At 32.1% G+C, this 18044-nt stretch carries 15 protein-coding genes; 9 read left to right on the plus strand and 6 right to left on the minus strand.

The genetic code is table 11. From position 1 onward, the window contains the following. The first annotated feature begins 74 nt into the window (after positions 1-74). From KCTC32516_RS06900 to KCTC32516_RS06925, 6 genes are all read left to right on the plus strand, one after another. Entirely contained in the window at positions 75-734 is a 660-nt protein-coding gene (locus KCTC32516_RS06900) for a hypothetical protein (protein WP_301399686.1), read from the plus strand. Beyond that, positions 731-1696, plus strand: coding sequence for a BT_3928 family protein (locus tag KCTC32516_RS06905; protein ID WP_301399687.1), 966 nt, complete (start codon positions 731-733; stop codon positions 1694-1696). Before KCTC32516_RS06900 ends, KCTC32516_RS06905 begins: the two co-directional genes overlap by 4 nt. 1 nt (position 1697) lies before the next feature. Then, the gene (crcB, locus tag KCTC32516_RS06910) at positions 1698-2063 is read left to right on the plus strand and encodes a fluoride efflux transporter CrcB (protein WP_301399689.1); all 366 of its coding nucleotides are present in this window, start codon (positions 1698-1700) and stop codon (positions 2061-2063) included. A gap of 104 nt (positions 2064-2167) precedes the next feature. Continuing rightward, the gene (locus tag KCTC32516_RS06915; protein ID WP_301399690.1) at positions 2168-2869 is read left to right on the plus strand and encodes a crotonase/enoyl-CoA hydratase family protein; all 702 of its coding nucleotides are present in this window, start codon (positions 2168-2170) and stop codon (positions 2867-2869) included. Between the two features lie 72 nt (positions 2870-2941). After that, complete coding sequence (locus tag KCTC32516_RS06920; protein ID WP_301399691.1) at positions 2942-3562, plus strand: bacteriocin fulvocin C-related protein; 621 nt, start codon at positions 2942-2944, stop codon at positions 3560-3562. Positions 3563-3573: 11 nt separating this feature from the next. Continuing rightward, on the plus strand, positions 3574-3966 hold the full coding sequence (locus KCTC32516_RS06925; RefSeq protein WP_301399692.1) for a DUF1573 domain-containing protein: 393 nt from the start codon (positions 3574-3576) through the stop codon (positions 3964-3966). Positions 3967-4027: 61 nt separating this feature from the next. Here KCTC32516_RS06925 and KCTC32516_RS06930 read toward each other — a convergent pair whose 3' ends face one another. Continuing rightward, on the minus strand, positions 4028-4645 hold the full coding sequence (locus KCTC32516_RS06930; protein WP_301399693.1) for a DUF1684 domain-containing protein: 618 nt from the start codon (positions 4643-4645) through the stop codon (positions 4028-4030). A gap of 340 nt (positions 4646-4985) precedes the next feature. Here KCTC32516_RS06930 and KCTC32516_RS06935 point away from each other — a divergent pair, with 340 nt between their 5' ends. Then, positions 4986-6182: an MFS transporter gene (locus KCTC32516_RS06935; RefSeq protein WP_301399694.1), complete on the plus strand. Its 1197-nt coding sequence runs from the start codon at positions 4986-4988 to the stop codon at positions 6180-6182. A 53-nt stretch (positions 6183-6235) separates the two neighbouring features. Here KCTC32516_RS06935 and KCTC32516_RS06940 read toward each other — a convergent pair whose 3' ends face one another. From KCTC32516_RS06940 to KCTC32516_RS06950, 3 genes are read right to left on the minus strand one after another with little or no spacing between them, the layout of a single operon-like run. Further along, complete coding sequence (locus KCTC32516_RS06940; protein ID WP_301399695.1) at positions 6236-8059, minus strand: Xaa-Pro dipeptidyl-peptidase; 1824 nt, start codon at positions 8057-8059, stop codon at positions 6236-6238. 10 nt (positions 8060-8069) lie between these two features. Further along, positions 8070-10265 (minus strand): acylase, encoded by a 2196-nt coding sequence (locus KCTC32516_RS06945; RefSeq protein ID WP_301399696.1) that lies wholly within the window; start codon positions 10263-10265, stop codon positions 8070-8072. Between the two features lie 3 nt (positions 10266-10268). Beyond that, positions 10269-12197: a CocE/NonD family hydrolase gene (locus KCTC32516_RS06950; protein WP_301399697.1), complete on the minus strand. Its 1929-nt coding sequence runs from the start codon at positions 12195-12197 to the stop codon at positions 10269-10271. A 116-nt stretch (positions 12198-12313) separates the two neighbouring features. On the opposite strand from KCTC32516_RS06950, the gene KCTC32516_RS06955 reads away from it, so the two are divergent. Continuing rightward, positions 12314-13042 (plus strand): DJ-1/PfpI family protein, encoded by a 729-nt coding sequence (locus KCTC32516_RS06955; RefSeq protein WP_301399698.1) that lies wholly within the window; start codon positions 12314-12316, stop codon positions 13040-13042. Between the two features lie 95 nt (positions 13043-13137). Here the strand turns inward: KCTC32516_RS06955 and KCTC32516_RS06960 are convergent, their stop codons facing one another. After that, positions 13138-14994, minus strand: coding sequence for a M61 family metallopeptidase (locus KCTC32516_RS06960; protein WP_301399699.1), 1857 nt, complete (start codon positions 14992-14994; stop codon positions 13138-13140). A 144-nt stretch (positions 14995-15138) separates the two neighbouring features. On the opposite strand from KCTC32516_RS06960, the gene KCTC32516_RS06965 reads away from it, so the two are divergent. Continuing rightward, the gene (locus KCTC32516_RS06965) at positions 15139-17088 is read left to right on the plus strand and encodes a YgiQ family radical SAM protein (protein WP_301399700.1); all 1950 of its coding nucleotides are present in this window, start codon (positions 15139-15141) and stop codon (positions 17086-17088) included. A 108-nt stretch (positions 17089-17196) separates the two neighbouring features. Here the strand turns inward: KCTC32516_RS06965 and KCTC32516_RS06970 are convergent, their stop codons facing one another. Further along, entirely contained in the window at positions 17197-17739 is a 543-nt protein-coding gene (locus tag KCTC32516_RS06970; RefSeq protein ID WP_301399701.1) for a sigma-70 family RNA polymerase sigma factor, read from the minus strand. Between the last annotated feature and the right edge of the window lie 305 nt (positions 17740-18044).

Genomic DNA, 18044 nt, shown 5'->3' on the forward strand with positions numbered 1-18044 from the left:
CGAGTGTTTTTCTGTCATATCGAGCGGAGTCGAGATAAAAAGAAAAAGGATTGAGAAGTTTTTAAAATAAGTTTATGAAAAAGTTTGTTTTGCTAGTTTCAATTGTACTTTTTATAAGTTGTGCTAAAAATGAAACATCAACTTTTAAAGAAATGAAAGCTGATACATTATTATCAGCATCATTTTCGACTTCTGAATTAAAAGATTTAGCAAAGATTGTGGATTTTTTTGAAGAACAGATTTGTAATAATGAGAATATAAAAAACAAAGAAAAATGTTATAATAGTTTTTTGAAGCGTGATTCAATAAGGATGGTTGATGAAAACATGATGAACACTTTTGATTATAAAGAGCAAGAAAAATTATATTCAAAATTATCACGACCTTTTTTTAATGAGTTTTGGGAAGAAGGAGCTGGAACACAATTTCCAGATAGTGAAAATGAGGTAAAATATAAATATTATCACCTTAAAGTGTTTGATAATAAAAGTATAAGTAAGTATGCTAAATTTGTAAAAACATTTTCAAAAGAAAATAAATATATTGAAGGGTATTTTGAAAGATTTCAAGTAAGTGGAGATTTTTATACTCCTTCAACACCAATACTTTTAATATTTTACTATAAAAGATTTAATAAAGAAAATATAAAAATAAGATTAATTTATGCTTTTCATTATATAAATATAAATGAAGAGAATATGAAACCAATCTTATATAGAAATAAAAAATTATGAAACTACTAGTACACATTTCAAGAATCTTTGTCGGAGCGATGTTTGTCTTTTCTGGCTTTGTAAAATTGGTAGATCCAATTGGTTCTCAATACAAATTCGAAGAGTATTTTAGTCAAAGTGTGTTGGATATGGAATATTTAATTCCGTATGCATTGGCATTTTCTATCATTTTAATTCTAGCAGAAATTATGCTGGGAATCATACTATTATTAGGTAATAAAGCAAAAATAACTTTATGGAGTTTACTCGTTTTATCAACCATCTTTTTGTTCTTAACTTGGTATTCTGCCTATTACAATAAAGTAACAGATTGCGGTTGTTTTGGCGACGCCATCAAATTAACTCCTTGGGAAACCTTCTACAAAAATGTACTTTTAATTGGGTTAATTCTCTTAATGCTTTTTAGAGCAAAAGACATCAAATCTATATTTTCTGTAAAAGTTTCGCAAGCAATTACGATCTTGTTTTTTGCCTCTTTTTTATACACAACTTATTACGTTTTGGTGCATTTGCCAATTATCGATTTTAGACCTTATGCAATTGGAAAAAATATTACAGAAGGAATGAAATATAAAGATGATGGTGAACTTCCTAAAATTCATGATTTCTATTTAGAAGATGCTCAAGCAGATTTAGCACCAGAAATTTTAGCAAAAAACAAAGTCATTTTAATTATTGTGCATTCTTTAGATAAAGCAGACAAAAACGGATTTAAAACGATCAAAGAATTTGCTGATAAAGCAATTGCAAAAGGATATTCTGTCTATGGAGCGTCAGCTTCTTTTACAGATGAATTGTTATTAGCAAAAGAAAAATACGAACTGCCATTTGATTTTCTGTTTTGCGACGCAACAACGTTAAAAACAATGGTAAGAGCAAATCCAGGGATTATGATGTTGCAAAAAGGAACAATTATAGGGAAATGGAATTGGCCGGATGCAGATAAAATTAAGCTAAAATAATATGAAACAATTACTACTTGTTTTTATTGGCGGCGGATTTGGAAGCGCATTGCGTTTTTTATTTAGTAAATTCTTAAATAATTCTGAAACTGGAATTCCGTACGGAACATTTTTAGTAAATATTTTAGGAAGTTTATTCATCGGAATTATTTTGGGTTATGCTGCTAAAAACGAAGCGTTAACAGAAAATCATACCTTGTTGTTAGCAACAGGGTTTTGTGGCGGTTTTACAACTTTTTCGACCTTTGCTTATGAAAATCATGTGTTTTTAAAATCAGGAGATTTTACAAGTTTTGCATTTTATACGATTGCCAGTTTTGTTGTTGGATTTTTAGCTGTTTTTGCAGGAATTTATATTGTAAAATAAATAGCATTTCGATACAAATTAGAGTTTAAATGTCATTTCGACAGAGAGAAGAATGAACGACGAGAAATCTCATTAGTTGAGCTCCGTCAAATAATAAATAGAAAATGAACGAAGTAGTACAGTATAAAAGTGAAGAAAATCATGCAATAATTACCATTGCAAACGGAAAAGCAAATGCTATTTCTCATGAAGTCATAGAAGGCTTAAACGCTAGTTTAGACAAAGCTTTAGAAGAAAATAAAATTGTTATTTTAACAGGGCAACCAGGAATTTTTTCTGCTGGATTCGATTTAAAAGTAATGACAAAATCACCTGAATCTGCAAAGGAACTGGTCACAAAAGGTTCGAGACTGTCATTGAGAATGTTATCATTTCCAAAACCAATAATTGTTGCTTGTTCTGGTCATGCAATTGCAAAAGGCGGATTTTTATTATTGTCTGCAGACTATAGAATTGGAGTAGAAGGAGATTTTAAAATTGGATTGAATGAAGTGATGATTGGTATGACGATGCATCACGCAGGAATTGCTATTGCTAGAGCAAAATTATCACATATTTATTTAGATAGAAGTGTAAATAATTCTGAAATCTATAACCCAAAAAATGCTATAAAAGCTGGATTTTTAGATGTAATTGTTCCAGAAAATCAATTATTGCCAACAGCAATTAAAGTTGCTAACATGTTTTGTCAATTAAACGAAAAAGCACACGCAACAACAAAACTAAAAGTAAGAAAGCCTCATTTAGAAGCAATAGAAAAAGCAATAATAAAAGATTTAGAAGATGACATTGAAATAAATATTTAATTTTTTTTGGTTGTTGTTGTTGTTGTTGTTGTTGTTATTATATTGTACCTTAATAACTTAAAAAAAAATATCATGAAGAAAAAATTTTTAAATTTATCGCTTTACCTATTTGCCTGTTTCTTTTTATATAATTGTCATAATTCTTTTGACGAAGAAATTGATGCTTTAAAAATAGAAGAGGTTATTAACCTTAAAAAATCTAGTCAAAAATTAGCATATAGTCTTTTGACTGAAAATGAGAAACACATATTATGGAATCAAAAGCTGAATTTTATACTTAAAAATGAAAAAGCTGCTTTAAATAATGATCAAACTGCTTTTGTAAAAGAGTTAATAAACGAGCTTAATCCTTCGTTCTTTAAAAAAGATTTAAAAGAGAATAATATAGAAAATTATTACAAGTTGCTTAAACAAGAAGAAAAAGCAAAAACATTATTTTCTGATGAAAGTTTAAGAAATTATTTTTCAAACATTAATTTAACTAATGCTAATGATATTACAGCTAAGAATATTATAATTAAAGATATTACAAATAAAGCAATAGTTGATGAAGGTGAATATTATTGTGATTGTAGTAGAGAATCAGATTGGTGTCCTTGGGGTTCGAACTGCTTTGTTTGGTTTTGTAAAAAGCCTACTATTGGATGTGGTTGGCTTTTATCATATACCTGTAACGGAATTTGTGCACATTAAAAAAATATATTATGAAAAAAATAAAACTTATATTTTTGTTATTAATAGCAAATTCAATATTTTATTCTTGTGATAAAGTAAATGAGTATTTTAGAGAAGCTCCTGTGGTGGAATATTCAAAAATGACGTATGACTTTGGATCTATTACTATGAAAGACACTATAAATTACACTTTTAAAATAAAGAATATATCTAAAAATGATTTAATTTTAGAAGATGTGCAAAGTAGTTGTAGTTGTACAGTTACTAATTTTACAAAAAAAAATGTAAAATTGAATGAGTTTGCAGAAATCAAAGTGATGTATGTGCCAATTGAAAAAGGGAAAGTAAAACAGGACATTGTATTAGTTGCTAACACTAAACCTCGTTTTACAATCTTAAACTTGATAGGTTCTGTGAATTAAAAAAAGATTAAATAAAAAGTGGTAACAAATAAAAGCAACATAAATTTTTTATGCTGCTTTTTTAATGCTTTTTATAGGCTTTAACTCCAGCAAGAATTTCTACAGAAAGCGTATTTTCTTTTGGTGTTAACGGGCAAGAATAACGATCGCTATACGCACAATACGGATTGTAAGCTTTGTTAAAATCGATAAGAATAGTTCCGTCTAGCTTTTCATCTGTAGTGTAAACATCAATATAACGTCCACCGCCATAAGAACTTTTTCCGCTTGTTTTATCTGTAAAAGGGAAAAACAAATAATTAATATATTGCGGGTCTCTTTCTATATCTTTACTTTGATAAATCGGAATTTTTTGTTCTTTGCCGTCTAAAGTAAAGGTAACAGTTCCATATTTTATATACAAAGGTCTTCTTTCTTTTGTCGTTTTCATTTCAAAAACAGGCGCGTTTACAGTTTTTTCTAATTTAGCAACAATTCTGTATTTTTTATTGATTGGATAAAAATCTAACTTTTTAAAAGTTTTTAAGTCTTCTTTTGTCAATGGAGATTCACTCTCGTCTAAAAATTTTAAATTTTCTTCGTATTGAAACTCTTTAATTTTGCTAACGTAATCGTCTTTTTTTGCTTTGTTGCAAGAAATAAAAAGGCATAAAAAGAAAAGAATAGAAATGTTTTTCATGATAAAAGAATATTTTAAAAAATAAAAATACAGTTTTTACAATTATTTATGTAGATTTATCGCATCAAAAAAACAAGAAATGAGAATTGTCATTACATATAGATGTCAGAAGTCGATTAAAAGTCGAAAAAATCGGGTGTCTAATGTATTATAATGATAGCAACATATAAAGTATTATTATTTAGAGTCCGACTTCACAGTCGGACTTTTTATTTTTAATGAAACTTCAATTCTATTTAGAATTGATTAGATGAATTAATTTGAAAATGTCACCTTGAGCGGAGTCGAAAGGTAGTTTGAGGGTCAAAATGAAAAACAACATCAAACGATAACCAAAAAAATGAAAAAATTGTATTTTAACTACATCAATACTTTTAGAGGACTTTCTAAAGAAGTTTGGTGGTTGGCGTTGATTACTTTAATCAACAGAGCCGGAACCATGGTAATTCCATTTTTGTCTTTGTATTTAATAAAAAGTCTAAATTTTACTTTAGCTGATGTCGGTTGGATTATGTCTTTCTTCGGATTGGGTTCTGTTATGGGTTCTTGGATTGGAGGAAAACTCACCGATAAATTTGGCTATTATAAAGTGATGTTTTTTAGTTTGATAGGAACTGGATTAGCATTTTTTGCCATGCAGTTTGTAACTACTTTTACTGGTTTTTGTGCTGGTATTTTTGGATTGATGTTAATTGCTGATATGTTTAGACCTGCAATGTTTGTGGCATTGAGTTCGTATAGCAAGTCAGAAAATAAAACCCGTTCAGTAACACTTATTCGTTTGGCAATTAATTTAGGTTTTTCTGCCGGACCCGCAATTGGAGGTTTAATTATTGCATCCATTGGATATTCTGGATTATTTTGGATTGACGGAATTACGTGTTTCTTAGCAGGAATTTTATTGCTGCAAGTTTTAAATCCGAAGAAATCAAAAGTGTTGGATGAAACAAAAGCAGTAAATCCGATATCCGCATATTCAGACAAAGCATTTTGGATTTTTTTAATAGCAATGATGTTGTTTGGTGCTGTATTTTTACAGTATTTTTCTACAATGCCGTTGTATTATAGTAGCGTTCATTTTTTAACAGAACAAGAAATAGGTTTGTTATTAGGAATGAATGGTTTTGTGATTTTTCTATTAGAAATGCCGTTGATCAAGTGGTTAGAAAATTCAAAATATACGAAAGTTGGATTGATGTTGTTTGGAGGAATATTAACAGCATTAAGTTTTGTTGTGTTATTGATTTCTACTTGGACAGGCATTTTAATCATCGGAATGTTTTTAATGACCGTTGGAGAAATGATCGCTTTTCCGTTTTCAAATGCATTTGCAATGGAACGAGCAAAAAAAGGAAATCAAGGAGAATACATGGCACTGTATAGCATTGCATTTTCTTTTGCACACATTTTTAGTCATAATTCAGGAATGCATTTAGTAAGTGCAATTGGGTTTGATTCAACTTGGATTATAGTTGCAGGAGTTGCTGTACTTGCAGCGTTTTTTATGTTTCTGTTGATGCAGATTCTAAAAAAATAAAAAGCACAAACAAGATAAGTTTGTGCTTTTTATTTGAAGTTCTTTTAACAAAATTATTGTTTTATTGCTTTTTCAAAAGCATCTTTTCCACCAACAATAGGAATTGTAATTGAAGTCCCATTCAAATCAACCGTTAATTCGGTTCCAGGTTTTGGTAATAAAGTAAAATTAGTATCACTAGAAAAAATCATCAATCCAATTTGTTGTCCTTTTTTAATAATTTGATCATCTGGTTGTAAATCAAAAGTCATTTTATAAAATTTTCCAGGCTGTAAAGGGTTGCTTCTGCGCAACGATTTGTAGTTCTGTAAATCTGCCCAACCACGAGTAATAATATTATCTGTAATTTTTACTCGACCTTCATTCCAAGGTAAAGAAACCATCCAAATTGATAAATTTACTGCGGGTTTACTACTTGCCACTTTTACAGTTATAGAAGTCAATCCAGAAAGATGAATATCTTCTTTTAAAACAGGAGTAACATACAGCAATCTGTTTTTAGAATTTGAAGCTTTTGCCAAGTCGATTCCAGAAAAATTATAATCGTCAACCAAAGTTTCATTTACATTCTTGCTTGCTTTTTTGTCGGATAAATTTCCAGCAGTTAATCCTCCTTTTTGTAGATGTAACGTAACGGGTTTTGCATCAGGATTTGGATACTCTTTGTACGGAGTTGGTTGATCTCTTGGGTCGTTTTCTCTAACAATCCAAGCTTTTGCATCGTTTTCTACACCGTTATCGATTCCGTGTAAATAATGTGTAAACCAGCGATTCATCATTTTCATTGGCGGTGGTCCACCGTGCCCGTTTTGATGATAAAAAATTTGGGTTGGCAATCCCATTTCTTCGGCTCTTTTGTAAATTCTATAACTGTGTTCTGGCATCACATTCCAATCGTTAAAACCATGCGACATTAATAAGGCAGCTTTCATTGGTTTCATGTCATTTAAATAATCTCGTCCCGCCCAAAAATCATTATAATCTCCAGTAATTCTATCCATTCCATTCGCCATTTCTGTATCGCGAACTACTTTATTATTATGAGCTCTATTTTCTTCTTTTCCGCTATGAATAAAATCATATAAAACATCAATGTCTTCTCCTAAATATCCGCTAGGAGAACGTACCAAACCATTTGATCTGTAATAGTGATAATACGAAGTATTTGGAGCGATAGGAATAATTGCTTCTAATCCTTTAACACCAGTTGTTGCGGCTGCTAACGGAATTGTTCCGTTGTACGAAGTTCCTGTCATTCCCACTTTTCCGGTAGACCAAAATGCGGTTACCGTTTCAGTTCCTTCTCTTGTTGTAAATCCTTTTGCTCTTCCACACAACCAATCAATGACTGCTTTTGGAGCTAAAGATTCATTATCGCCACCAACAGTTGGAGAACCATCTGATAAACCAGTTCCAGGAGATGAAGAGTGCACTACAATATATCCTCTAGGAACCCAAGTGCTTATTTGAGAGTTTGAAATAATTGGACGTTTTCCTGTTCGGACTACTTCAACATGATTTCTTGGTTTTGGTTGCTCACCAAGCTCTTGTTTTACATTCCAAAATATGGGTGCATTTCCTGCTGTTCCTGAATAATACGGACTCGATTCATACACTATTGGTAATTTTAATCCTTCAGTTTCTGTTTGTTTTGGTCTTGTTACATCTACATGCATTCTGTCCAATCTTCCATCGCCATCAGTGTCAAAAGTAGTTTCTACCCATAAATCGGTTCGAATCCAGTTTTTAGGATCCTTAAAAGCTTCTACAATTTGCGCTTCACCATCTTTAAAAACAGGAACCGCTTTTTCTTGCGCTTGTACTGTAATCGTAAAAACAAATAACGCTAAAAACTGAATTTTAAATTTAATTTTCATGTTATAAAAGTTATTTTTTGTTTTTTTCTTCTCCAGGATGATATGTAGCTTCTGCTCTTTTTAACACATCTTCTCTATAATATGCAACATCTTTAAATTGTTTGTCGGCATACCGTTGTGACTGATCAGAAAAATGTGGAGATTTTGGGTCTCCGCTTTCTCCACCAGCCAACATAGTTTTAGCTTTTACTTTATCTCCAAATTCTACTACGGCTACAAAACTGTTTCCAGAAGTTCCGTATTGACGTTTGGTGTCTTTTCCAAAACGAGTTCCGAAAGAAGCCAAAGCTCCCCAAGAACTAGAAGCCATTCCAACAGCGATACTTGGTTTTGCATCGTTAAAATCTTGCTGGATTTTTCCATCATTACGTTGGTAACGATTAAATTCTCCCCAAGGAGTTTTCCAAGAACCAAAATCTGCTTTTAACTTTTCTAAACTTTGCTGAAAAATTTCTAAACGTTCTTTATAACTAGCAGTTTTACTCATATATTCAAATCGTCCCATTCTACTGATTCTTTTATTTCCATCCATTCTCGGAATTTTTCCGGAACTATAATAAGCGTTTATGTAGAATTGAGCCAACGTCATTTCAACAGAATTTACAGCAACTTTAAAATCCCATTTTTTTAATAAAGCAATGGCTTCTCTTGCTTCTTTGCTTTTTACACGAGATTTTTTTGCAGCTTCTAACAATCCAGAAATTAACATATCTGCTCCTGGCAGATACGGATCGTAGGCTAAATCTATTAAAGAATCTAGGGTTAAACCTGTTGCTTTTGTAAGCAGCGGAATTGCATGAATTCCTCTAAAGTTTTCAGGAAAAGAATACATGTAGTTTGGGTAATTTTCTTTTTTCGGACTGTATTGCAAAGCACTTGTAAATGGAGTAGAATTACAATTCTGAATCCAGCCATTTGGTGGATTTAACACCATAATATTATCTTCTAAAGGATGCAATCCTTGCCAATCTGTTTTCGGATTGCTTCCGTCTACAGGTTTTGTATAATCAAAACGAACATCTCTTTTCGGAATAAAATTTCCGTGATAATACGCAATTGTTCCGTCTGCATCAGCATACACAGTATTGTTTGATGAGTTTGTTCTGATATCCATCATTTCATAAAACTCTTTATGATTTGATTTTTTGGTTCTTGTAAAAGATTGTGTCAACGCTTTTATGGGACTCCACATTAAGGCGGTTGTGACCCATTTATCGCCATTTGCATGTGTAATTGGTCCGTGATGTGTTCTATACGTCATAAAAGATTTTTCTTTGATTCCGTTTGCAGAGGCATATTTTACATGGACTTTAATAGAATCCATCGGACGAACTTCATCACCATATTTATACGAAGTTTTAGCACCATTTTTTACAACTGTTTCTTCAAATTCATCAATTATATCTGTTCCTGTTGATGTGTGCATCCAACCCGTTTTGCTATTGAATCCTTGATAGACAAAAAATTGCCCCCAAGTTACAGCTCCGTAAGCATTTAACCCTTCTTCGCTAACCATATGCACTTCGCCTCTAAAAAAGAAAGAAGTATGCGGATTGATCAACAACATTGCGTTGCCAGATTTTGTTTTAGATCCCGCAATTGCAAATCCGTTGGAGCCTCTTGGTTCATCATCTTTTAAGCGAATTAAACCGTTATCTACAACAGCCATTTTATTTTGAGGATCGTAAAAATCTTTTATTTTTGTAGTAGAAACTCTTTCGATATCTCCACCAATAGAACCTTCGCTAAAATACATCGGCATCCAAGGTTCAAAATGTGTAAGTAGTTTTGGTGTTACTTCTGGATTTTTTGCCAAGTAATAATTCAATCCATCAGCAAAAGCAACACATAATTTTTGTAACCATGCTGGACTGTTTTCAAAATTTTCTTTGGCTTCTTTTTCGGTCATGTATAAACGAGCACGCAAATCGCTGTACAACGATTTTTCTCCTTCAATTTCTGCCAATCTTCCAATGGCCCAAATATAATTTCGTTCTACACGATTAAAATCGTCTTCTGCTTGTGCATATAACAATCCGAATACAGCATCCGCGTCTGTTTTTCCGTACACATGTGGAACGCCAAAATTGTCTCGAATAATTTCTGTGTTTTTAGCGTGTTGTTCCCAGCGTTTTTGTTCTGTTGATTTTTTATCGTTTGTGCAACTTGCAAGCACAATTAATGAGAGTATAAATAGTTTTTTCATTTCTTAGTTTTTAAGTACCGTAAATTCTATTGCAGAATCTGTAAATACAGTATGTGTTTGTGTTTTAAAATCTGTTGCATCAGCTTTGTAGATGTTGTCTACATAGGTTTGCGGATTTAAATCAATCAGAGGAAACCAAGTACTTTGTACTTGAATTTGTAATTTATGTCCTTTTTTAAAGGTGTGAAAAACATCTTGTAATGTAATATTTACATTGGTTTTTCTGTTAGGTTTAAAAGGTTCTGGTTTTGAAAAACTATTTCTAAAACGGCCACGCATCACTTCGCTACGAACCATTAAATGGTAATTACTCATTTTTAAATGCGATTGCATATTTTTATTGTTGTTTTTTGTATCTTTTGGATGTACGTCAATTACTTTTACAATCCAATCTGCTGCAGTTCCGGTTGTTGCCACTTTTAGTTTTGCTAAAATATCTCCAGCCAAGGTAAAATCTTCTGTCAGTACACCCGTTTCAAAAACCAATACGTCTGGTCTTCTTGCTGCAAAACGTTGATCATCTGTCATGTATTTTCTTGGGGTAAAAACCGTTTTAATATCTTCAGAATACGGAACAGGATGTTTGATATCGCTAATAAATTTAATTGCTTTTGTACTTTTCTTGTTCGCAGTTAATTTTTGATTGTCAGATAAAAACCAATCTTCTTTTACCGCTTGTTTTGGTGGCCAAACATCAAAAGAACTCCATTCTTTTTTTCCAGAATCAAATACGTAGGCTTCTGGCAATCCAGAATTTTTATCGCCATTTCCTTTTAAGAAATGATTAAAGAATTTAGATTCTACGTCTTTTTGGAATTTTAACGAAATTGAATCTCCGAAATAATAGTTTCCAACAATATTTTTTACGGTACTTCTAGACCATCCACCGTGATCCCAAGGTCCAAAAACCAACGTGTTGTAGTTATTTGGTTGGTGTTTTTCAATTGCTTTATAAGTTGCTAACGGTCCGTACAAATCTTCAGCATCAAATTCTCCTGCAACAAGCATTGTAGCAACTGTTGAAGGAACTTTATCTAAATGTTGAATAATTCCTTTGCTTTGCCAAACAGAATCATAATTTGGATGATCTACAAGTTCTTTCCAAAAGAAATCATCTATTTTGTTATTGTTCTGCGGACTTAAATTATCAACCGTTTCTTTTCTAAAATATTTGTTTAAATTTTTTAAAGGACCAGCATCTAAAAAGAATTGATATTGGTCTTGAGAATCCATTTTTGGCAGTGAGTACCAAGCCGTATCGGTTGGCTGATCTTTATACGCGCCGAACAAAGAAACGGCTCTAAAATAACTCAATAAAAAGGCGCCATTATGATGGAAATCATCAAAGAAAAAATCTGCAATAGAAGCTTGTGGAGAAGCCGCTTTTAATGCTGGATGCGCATCAATCGTAGAAACGGTTGCGTAATGTCCAGGATACGAAATACCCCAAGTTCCAACTCGGCCATTATTATTATCTACATTTTTAACCAACCAATCAATGGTGTCATAAGTGTCTGAGGTTTCATCCGATTGATTCTTCTTTTTATTAGGAATATATGCACGCATATTATCGTAGACTCCTTCGCTCATCCAACGTCCACGAACATCTTGATAGACCACAATATTTCCTTCTTTCATTAATTGTGTATTCGGACTAATTTTAGTTTTAAATTTTCCTTCTCCATACGGCGCACAACTATAAGGTGTTCTTTGCAATAAAATTGGATAGGTTTTGCTTTGGTCTTTCGGAGCGTAAATTACCGTGAATAATTTGGTTCCGTCACGCATTTCAATGCTAACTTCTTTTTTTGTGTAGTTGTCTTGAACGTAAGTGTTTGGTTTTTTTATATCCTCTTTTGAGCTAGTTTTGCAACTGCTAATTAAGGTGATAAAAAAGAACGATAAAAGGGTGTAGAAAACTTGTTTTTTCATGATATAAATGAGGTTGATTATGAAGTAAATCTACAAAAGAAAATACATTTAAGAATCATCAAATATGGTTAAATTGAATTTTAATACATTTATCGAATCATAAAGTCAATTTTACAATGAAAAATATCGCCTTTATATTACTTGTTTTTATACTTATTGGATGTAAAGATTCAACTAAAAATGAAATTATACAGGAAAAATTTCCAGCGTTAAAAGAAGGACGATATAATGTTGCTTTTTTAATCATGGACGGAACTTTTAATACTGAATTAACTGCTCCGTATGATATTTTTCAGCACACTATTTTTAGAGAAGGAATCAAACAAATGAATGTGTTTACGGTTGCAAATACTGATGAAGCAATTACCACTTTTGAAGGAATGCAAATTTTACCGGATTTTAATTATTTAAAAGATAGTTTGCCCAAAATTGATATTTTGGTTGTGCCAAGTGCAGAACATCATTTAGATTCTGATTTAGATGATACAGCAATGATTAATTTTGTGCAGCGCGTTGATAAAGAAGCGCAATTTATGACTTCGCATTGCGATGGTGCTTTTGTGCTGGCAAAAGCAGGTGTTTTAAATGATAAAATTTCCACAACTTTTACAAGGGATATTGATTTAATGCGAAAAACGTTTCCAGATTTAGACATTAGAAAAAAAGTATTGTTTGTACACGATGGAAAATACATTACTTCTGCCGGAGGTGCAAAATCATTTGAAGCTGCCTTGTATTTGTGTGAATATTTATACGGAAAAGAAATTGCAAAATCCTTGGCTGGTGGTTTGGTAATTGATTGGAATTTAGATGAAGTTCCGCATTTGATTGCAAAGAAGAAATAAATAAAAAATTATGTCCCATCGGGCGCAGTCGAGATGTAAAATATAAAATAGAACTAACTAGTAGTTCTCGACTGCGCTCGAACGGACATGAAAGTTTAGCCTTTTAACCAAGCTTCTCTTAATTTAACTTTGGGATTATCAGCAGGTAAATCTTCAATTACCAAACCAACTTGTTCTGTTTGAGGAACAATTGCAAGCCCTTCTAACGTCATTGTTTTTCCATCTCTGACAACTTCTAATGTAATTTTATCACCAGCTTTCCAAGCAAATGTTTTTACAATAATCGTATTAGCTGTTTGCAAAGTAAAATCTTCACCATTCACTTTCTTTAACACATCATTTTCTTTAACACCTAAAGCGGTTAATCCTGAATTTGTTTTTTTGGTAAAGAAAATTTCACGGTTTTTATTTACACTTATAAAAGGTTGATTGTTATTATCAATAAAATATCTTGTATCTACAGTTTTCTTTTTGTTTACAACACCAACTTTAGCAAATAATGCATTGTAATCTATTGGCGTGGTTCCTTCAACATTATTTTTAAAGAATTCTCCAACAGCTGGATATGTCATTTTTACAATTTCAGCAATAATTTCATCATCTTTAAAAGATTTATGTGCACCGTATTTTTTAGATAAATCTTTCATTAAATTTAAAATTCCGTAAGCGCCTTTACTTTCTTCTCTTAAAATAATATCTAAAGACATTCCAATCAAAGCACCTTTCTGATATACGTTTCCGTAGTTTGCTGCATATTTAGGCTCTAAAATATTTTTACTCATTTCTGTAAAAGGCATGGTGTCATCATAACGCTTAGAAGCTGCAATTTTTCCTTGCATTTCATTGATAAATTCTTGCTCAGTAATTAATCCTTGATTTACTTGAAATAAGTTGGCAAAATATTCTGTTGTTCCTTCATACATCCATAAATGTTTAGACATTTTTGGGGTGTTAAAATCAAAAGAATGAATTTCTTCTGAATGTACAGAAAGCGGAGAAACAATATGGAAAAACTCATGAGAAACGGTTCCGTTAATCATGCCGTCTGCCAATTGTTTTTTAGAAAAACTTTCTGGGTAAACAACCGTTGTAGAAGAAAGATGTTCTAAAGCTCCAAAACTATTCCATTTGTATACTTTTGGATCAAATAAATACAATAAAATATTGTATTCGTTTGTTGTTTTAAATCCATTTAAGAAATTAGATTGTGCTTGTACCATTTTCTTCAAATCTGCTTCCATGTCTTTTGCTTTATGGATGTTGTTTGGAGAATAAATAGCAAGTGTAACTTCAATTCCGTCTACATTAAAACTCACATTGTTTAATGGAGCGTACATAATTGGATTGTCAGAAATCTCATCATAACGAGAAGCAACAAAAACATCTTTAGAATTGTCTGTCTTGGTTGTGTTCTTGTTAATTAAAGAAGTAGTTTCATATAAATCTGTTGGATGTGTTATTGTAATGGTATAGGGAGTTTCTTTTTTGTCTTTAAAATATCCTACAAAACCAGGAAGATTTAAAAAGAAGTTTTTACCTTCTTCAATGTTTGTTCCTGCCATTACATAAATTCCATGTTTCAATTCAGAATCAAAAGTATCATCAACCCAATAAGAAACTTTATCCATTTTTTTAGCATTGTTTACTTGCCAAGAATTGTCGTCTAATTTCTGAACAGGTATTTCATTTCCGTCGTAATCAAAAGCTTTAAAATCAGAAACAAATTTTCCATAATTACTCATTGCATACGTTCCAGGTACAATTGCAGGAATGTTATATACAACCGTTTCTTCTTTAATTTTTTGAGGATTTACCTCAACTTGAACTTTGTCATCAACAACATTGTTTAAGTTGATGCCAACTTCAATTAAATTCTTTTTTACAGATACATTAGAGGTAGAACAACTACCCAAAAAAGCGATGGTTACAATCGCCAATAATAATTTCTTCATAATTTTCAAAATTTGGTCAAATATACTAACTAGACGCTCATTTTTTAAAGATGTTACAGTTGTTTCACAAAAGTTTAGTTTAATAAAACTCGAAACAAGTTTAAAAATAGCAGAATCAGTTAAAAACTCGTATTTTTGCAGCGCATGAGTGAATTAAGATTAACAGATTGGTTGCCAACTACAAATAAGGAGGTAAAATTAAAAGGATGGGAAGAATTAGATGTAATTCTTTTTAGTGGAGATGCCTATGTAGATCATCCATCTTTTGGACCTGCAGTAATTGGTAGGATTTTAGAATCTTACGGATTACGCGTTGCTATTGTTCCACAACCAAGTGTAAATGATAATTTACAAGATTTTGAAAAATTAGGAAAACCTCGTTTATTTTTTGGAGTTACTGGCGGATGTATGGATCCGATGGTTTCTAATTATACTGCAAGTAAAAGAAGACGAGACAAAGATGCGTATACACCAAATGGCGATAAAGGTTTTAGACCCGATTATGCAACTTCTGTGTATTCTAAAATATTAAAAGAAAAATTTCCAAATGTTCCTGTTTTAATTGGCGGAATTGAGGCGTCACTAAGACGTGTTACACATTACGATTATTGGTCAGATAAATTATTGCCAACTATTTTAGAAACTTCTAAAGCAGATATGTTGGTGTACGGAATGGGAGAGCAACCGTTGCGCGAAATTGTAGAATTATTACAAAAAGGCGTTCCGTTTTCGAGTTTAAAAAACATCAAACAAACGGCCGTTTTTGTCAATCAAAAAGAAGAGAAAATTCCTGTTGTAAACGATTGGGAAGATGTAACGATCAACTCTCATGAAGCTTGTTTGGGTGATAAAAAAACATTTGCTTCTAACTTTAAAGTCATTGAGCAAGAATCAAATAAATTAAAAGCACGAAGAATTTTTCAAGAAGTTGGAGAAAATACGTTGGTGATCAATCCACCTTTTCCAACAATGACAGAAGCAGAAATTGATGGTTCTTTTGATTTGCCTTATACGCGTTTACCACATCCAAAATATAACAAACGTGGACCAATTCCTGCGTTTGAAATGATTAAGTTTTCTATCAATATTCACCGTGGTTGTTTTGGCGGATGTAGTTTTTGTACTATTTCTGCACACCAAGGAAAATTTATTGCAAGTAGAAGTCAAGAATCTATTTTAAAAGAAATTGATACGGTTGCAAACATGCCAGATTTTAAAGGCTATTTATCTGATATTGGCGGACCTTCTGCAAACATGTATCAGATGAAAGGGAAAATACAATCTATCTGCGATAAATGTGTTGCGCCAAGTTGTATTTCGCCAGTAATTTGCAGCAATTTAGATACGTCGCACAAACCGTTAACGGAATTGTATCAAGCAGTTGATAAACATCCGAAAGTAAAAAAATCGTTTGTTAGTAGCGGAATTAGACACGATATGTTGGTTCCTGAATTCAATAAAAATGCAGATCCAAAAGAATTAGATGCCTTTACAGAAGAGGTAATGACGAATCATGTTTCGGGTCGATTAAAAGTAGCGCCAGAACATACTTCTGATCCTGTTTTAAAGTTGATGCGTAAACCTTCTTTTAAATATTTTCACATGTTTAAAGAACGTTTTGATAGAATCAATATTAAGAAAAAATTAAACCTACAATTAATTCCGTATTTTATATCGAGTCATCCTGCAAGTGAAGTAGAAGATATGGCAAACTTGGCGGCTGAAACCAAAGACATGGGTTTTCAGTTAGAGCAAGTACAAGGTTTTACACCAACGCCAATGACGGTTGCAACGGTAATTTATTATTCAGGGTATCATCCGTATACGTTAAAGCCAACAAAAACTCCGAAATCAAAAAAGGAGCGAGAAGATCAACATAAATTTTTCTTCTGGTATAAAAAAGAGAATAGAGATTGGATTCGAAACACCCTAAATAAAGTTGGAAGACAAGATTTATTAAAAGTGTTGTTGCCAGATAACAATTCTTGGAAAAAGAACAAACAAGCAACAGAAACCAAAAACACATTTGATGATGCCATTCCTTTTAATAGAAGGAAAAAGAAAGTTTCTAGAACACCAAAAAAGAGACGTTAGTCAGTAAGAATAAGCATACAGTTTTCAGTTTGTCATTTCGAGCCTTTAGGTGAGAAATGGAATTTTAACTAGCAGGTTTCTCAGATGAAAATCTTTTTTACCTAACACCTAATTATTACAAACCTTACAATCTTCTTTTTCTTGGGTCACTCCAACGAGTTTCCCTTTATCATTTAAAACATAACCACAGCAATCCATAAAACCTTGTGCAATGAGTCTTCGTGCTCGCTGAATTTGAGATTTGGTTGTTGGTAAATTCTGTTTTAATTGATCGGCAACTTCTTGTTGTTTTAGCCCTTTTATATCTGATAAAAAGATAGGATCACGGTATTTTTTTGGCAAGCTTTGTAAAATTGCACGCAAACAATCTTTTTCTGTGTGTTGGTCTTCTGCTGCAATTGTTTCTGCTTCAAAATTAGCAATTTCAAAAGTTTGATTGGTAGATTTCCAGTAATCTAAAATGGAATTCCGAGCCACAGTAAAGCACCACGCTTTTAGTTTCGTAATGTCTTTTAACGTATGTAATTTTGTGTGAATTTTGATAAACGTATTCTGTAAAATATCATCAGCAATAGCAACATCTTTTACTTTACTGATGATAAATCTTTTTAAATCTTCAGAATAGGTTGTCCAAACTTGTTGAGTAGTCATAGAATTATATTGTCATTGCGAAAGAGGTACGATTGAAGCAATCTTTCAAATTGTCCCTTCGAGCGCAGTCGAGAACGATTAAAACCTTTCGACTGCGCTCAAGGTGACATTTTAGTTAACAATTACAATTGTTACAAGAACAATTTTCGCAAGTACAATTAGCACAACTTCCTGTTTTGCATCCTTCGCAATTACAAGTACATTCGTTTTTATTTTTCATGATCGTAAATATTTAAGTTCATCTAATAGACAAAAAAGGTACAAAAAAGATGCATCATTCTTTGAAAATATTTTTAAAGCAATCT

It is taken from the genome of Polaribacter huanghezhanensis, from assembly GCF_030444335.1.
Lineage (GTDB): Bacteria > Bacteroidota > Bacteroidia > Flavobacteriales > Flavobacteriaceae > Polaribacter > Polaribacter huanghezhanensis.

Excerpts from the sequence above, each read along its gene's own strand:
- KCTC32516_RS06905 (WP_301399687.1), top strand. The coding sequence starts at position 731 with ATGAAACTACTAGTACACATTTCAAGAATCTTTGTCGGAGCGATGTTT.
- KCTC32516_RS06965 (WP_301399700.1), top strand. The coding sequence starts at position 15,139 with ATGAGTGAATTAAGATTAACAGATTGGTTGCCAACTACAAATAAGGAG.
- KCTC32516_RS06930 (WP_301399693.1), bottom strand. The coding sequence starts at position 4,645 with ATGAAAAACATTTCTATTCTTTTCTTTTTATGCCTTTTTATTTCTTGC.
- KCTC32516_RS06900 (WP_301399686.1), top strand. The coding sequence starts at position 75 with ATGAAAAAGTTTGTTTTGCTAGTTTCAATTGTACTTTTTATAAGTTGT.
- KCTC32516_RS06945 (WP_301399696.1), bottom strand. The coding sequence starts at position 10,265 with ATGAAAAAACTATTTATACTCTCATTAATTGTGCTTGCAAGTTGCACA.
- KCTC32516_RS06925 (WP_301399692.1), top strand. The coding sequence starts at position 3,574 with ATGAAAAAAATAAAACTTATATTTTTGTTATTAATAGCAAATTCAATA.
- KCTC32516_RS06915 (WP_301399690.1), top strand. The coding sequence starts at position 2,168 with ATGAACGAAGTAGTACAGTATAAAAGTGAAGAAAATCATGCAATAATT.
- KCTC32516_RS06960 (WP_301399699.1), bottom strand. The coding sequence starts at position 14,994 with ATGAAGAAATTATTATTGGCGATTGTAACCATCGCTTTTTTGGGTAGT.
- KCTC32516_RS06920 (WP_301399691.1), top strand. The coding sequence starts at position 2,942 with ATGAAGAAAAAATTTTTAAATTTATCGCTTTACCTATTTGCCTGTTTC.
- crcB (WP_301399689.1), top strand. The coding sequence starts at position 1,698 with ATGAAACAATTACTACTTGTTTTTATTGGCGGCGGATTTGGAAGCGCA.
- KCTC32516_RS06935 (WP_301399694.1), top strand. The coding sequence starts at position 4,986 with ATGAAAAAATTGTATTTTAACTACATCAATACTTTTAGAGGACTTTCT.
- KCTC32516_RS06940 (WP_301399695.1), bottom strand. The coding sequence starts at position 8,059 with ATGAAAATTAAATTTAAAATTCAGTTTTTAGCGTTATTTGTTTTTACG.
- KCTC32516_RS06955 (WP_301399698.1), top strand. The coding sequence starts at position 12,314 with ATGAAAAATATCGCCTTTATATTACTTGTTTTTATACTTATTGGATGT.
- KCTC32516_RS06970 (WP_301399701.1), bottom strand. The coding sequence starts at position 17,739 with ATGACTACTCAACAAGTTTGGACAACCTATTCTGAAGATTTAAAAAGA.
- KCTC32516_RS06950 (WP_301399697.1), bottom strand. The coding sequence starts at position 12,197 with ATGAAAAAACAAGTTTTCTACACCCTTTTATCGTTCTTTTTTATCACC.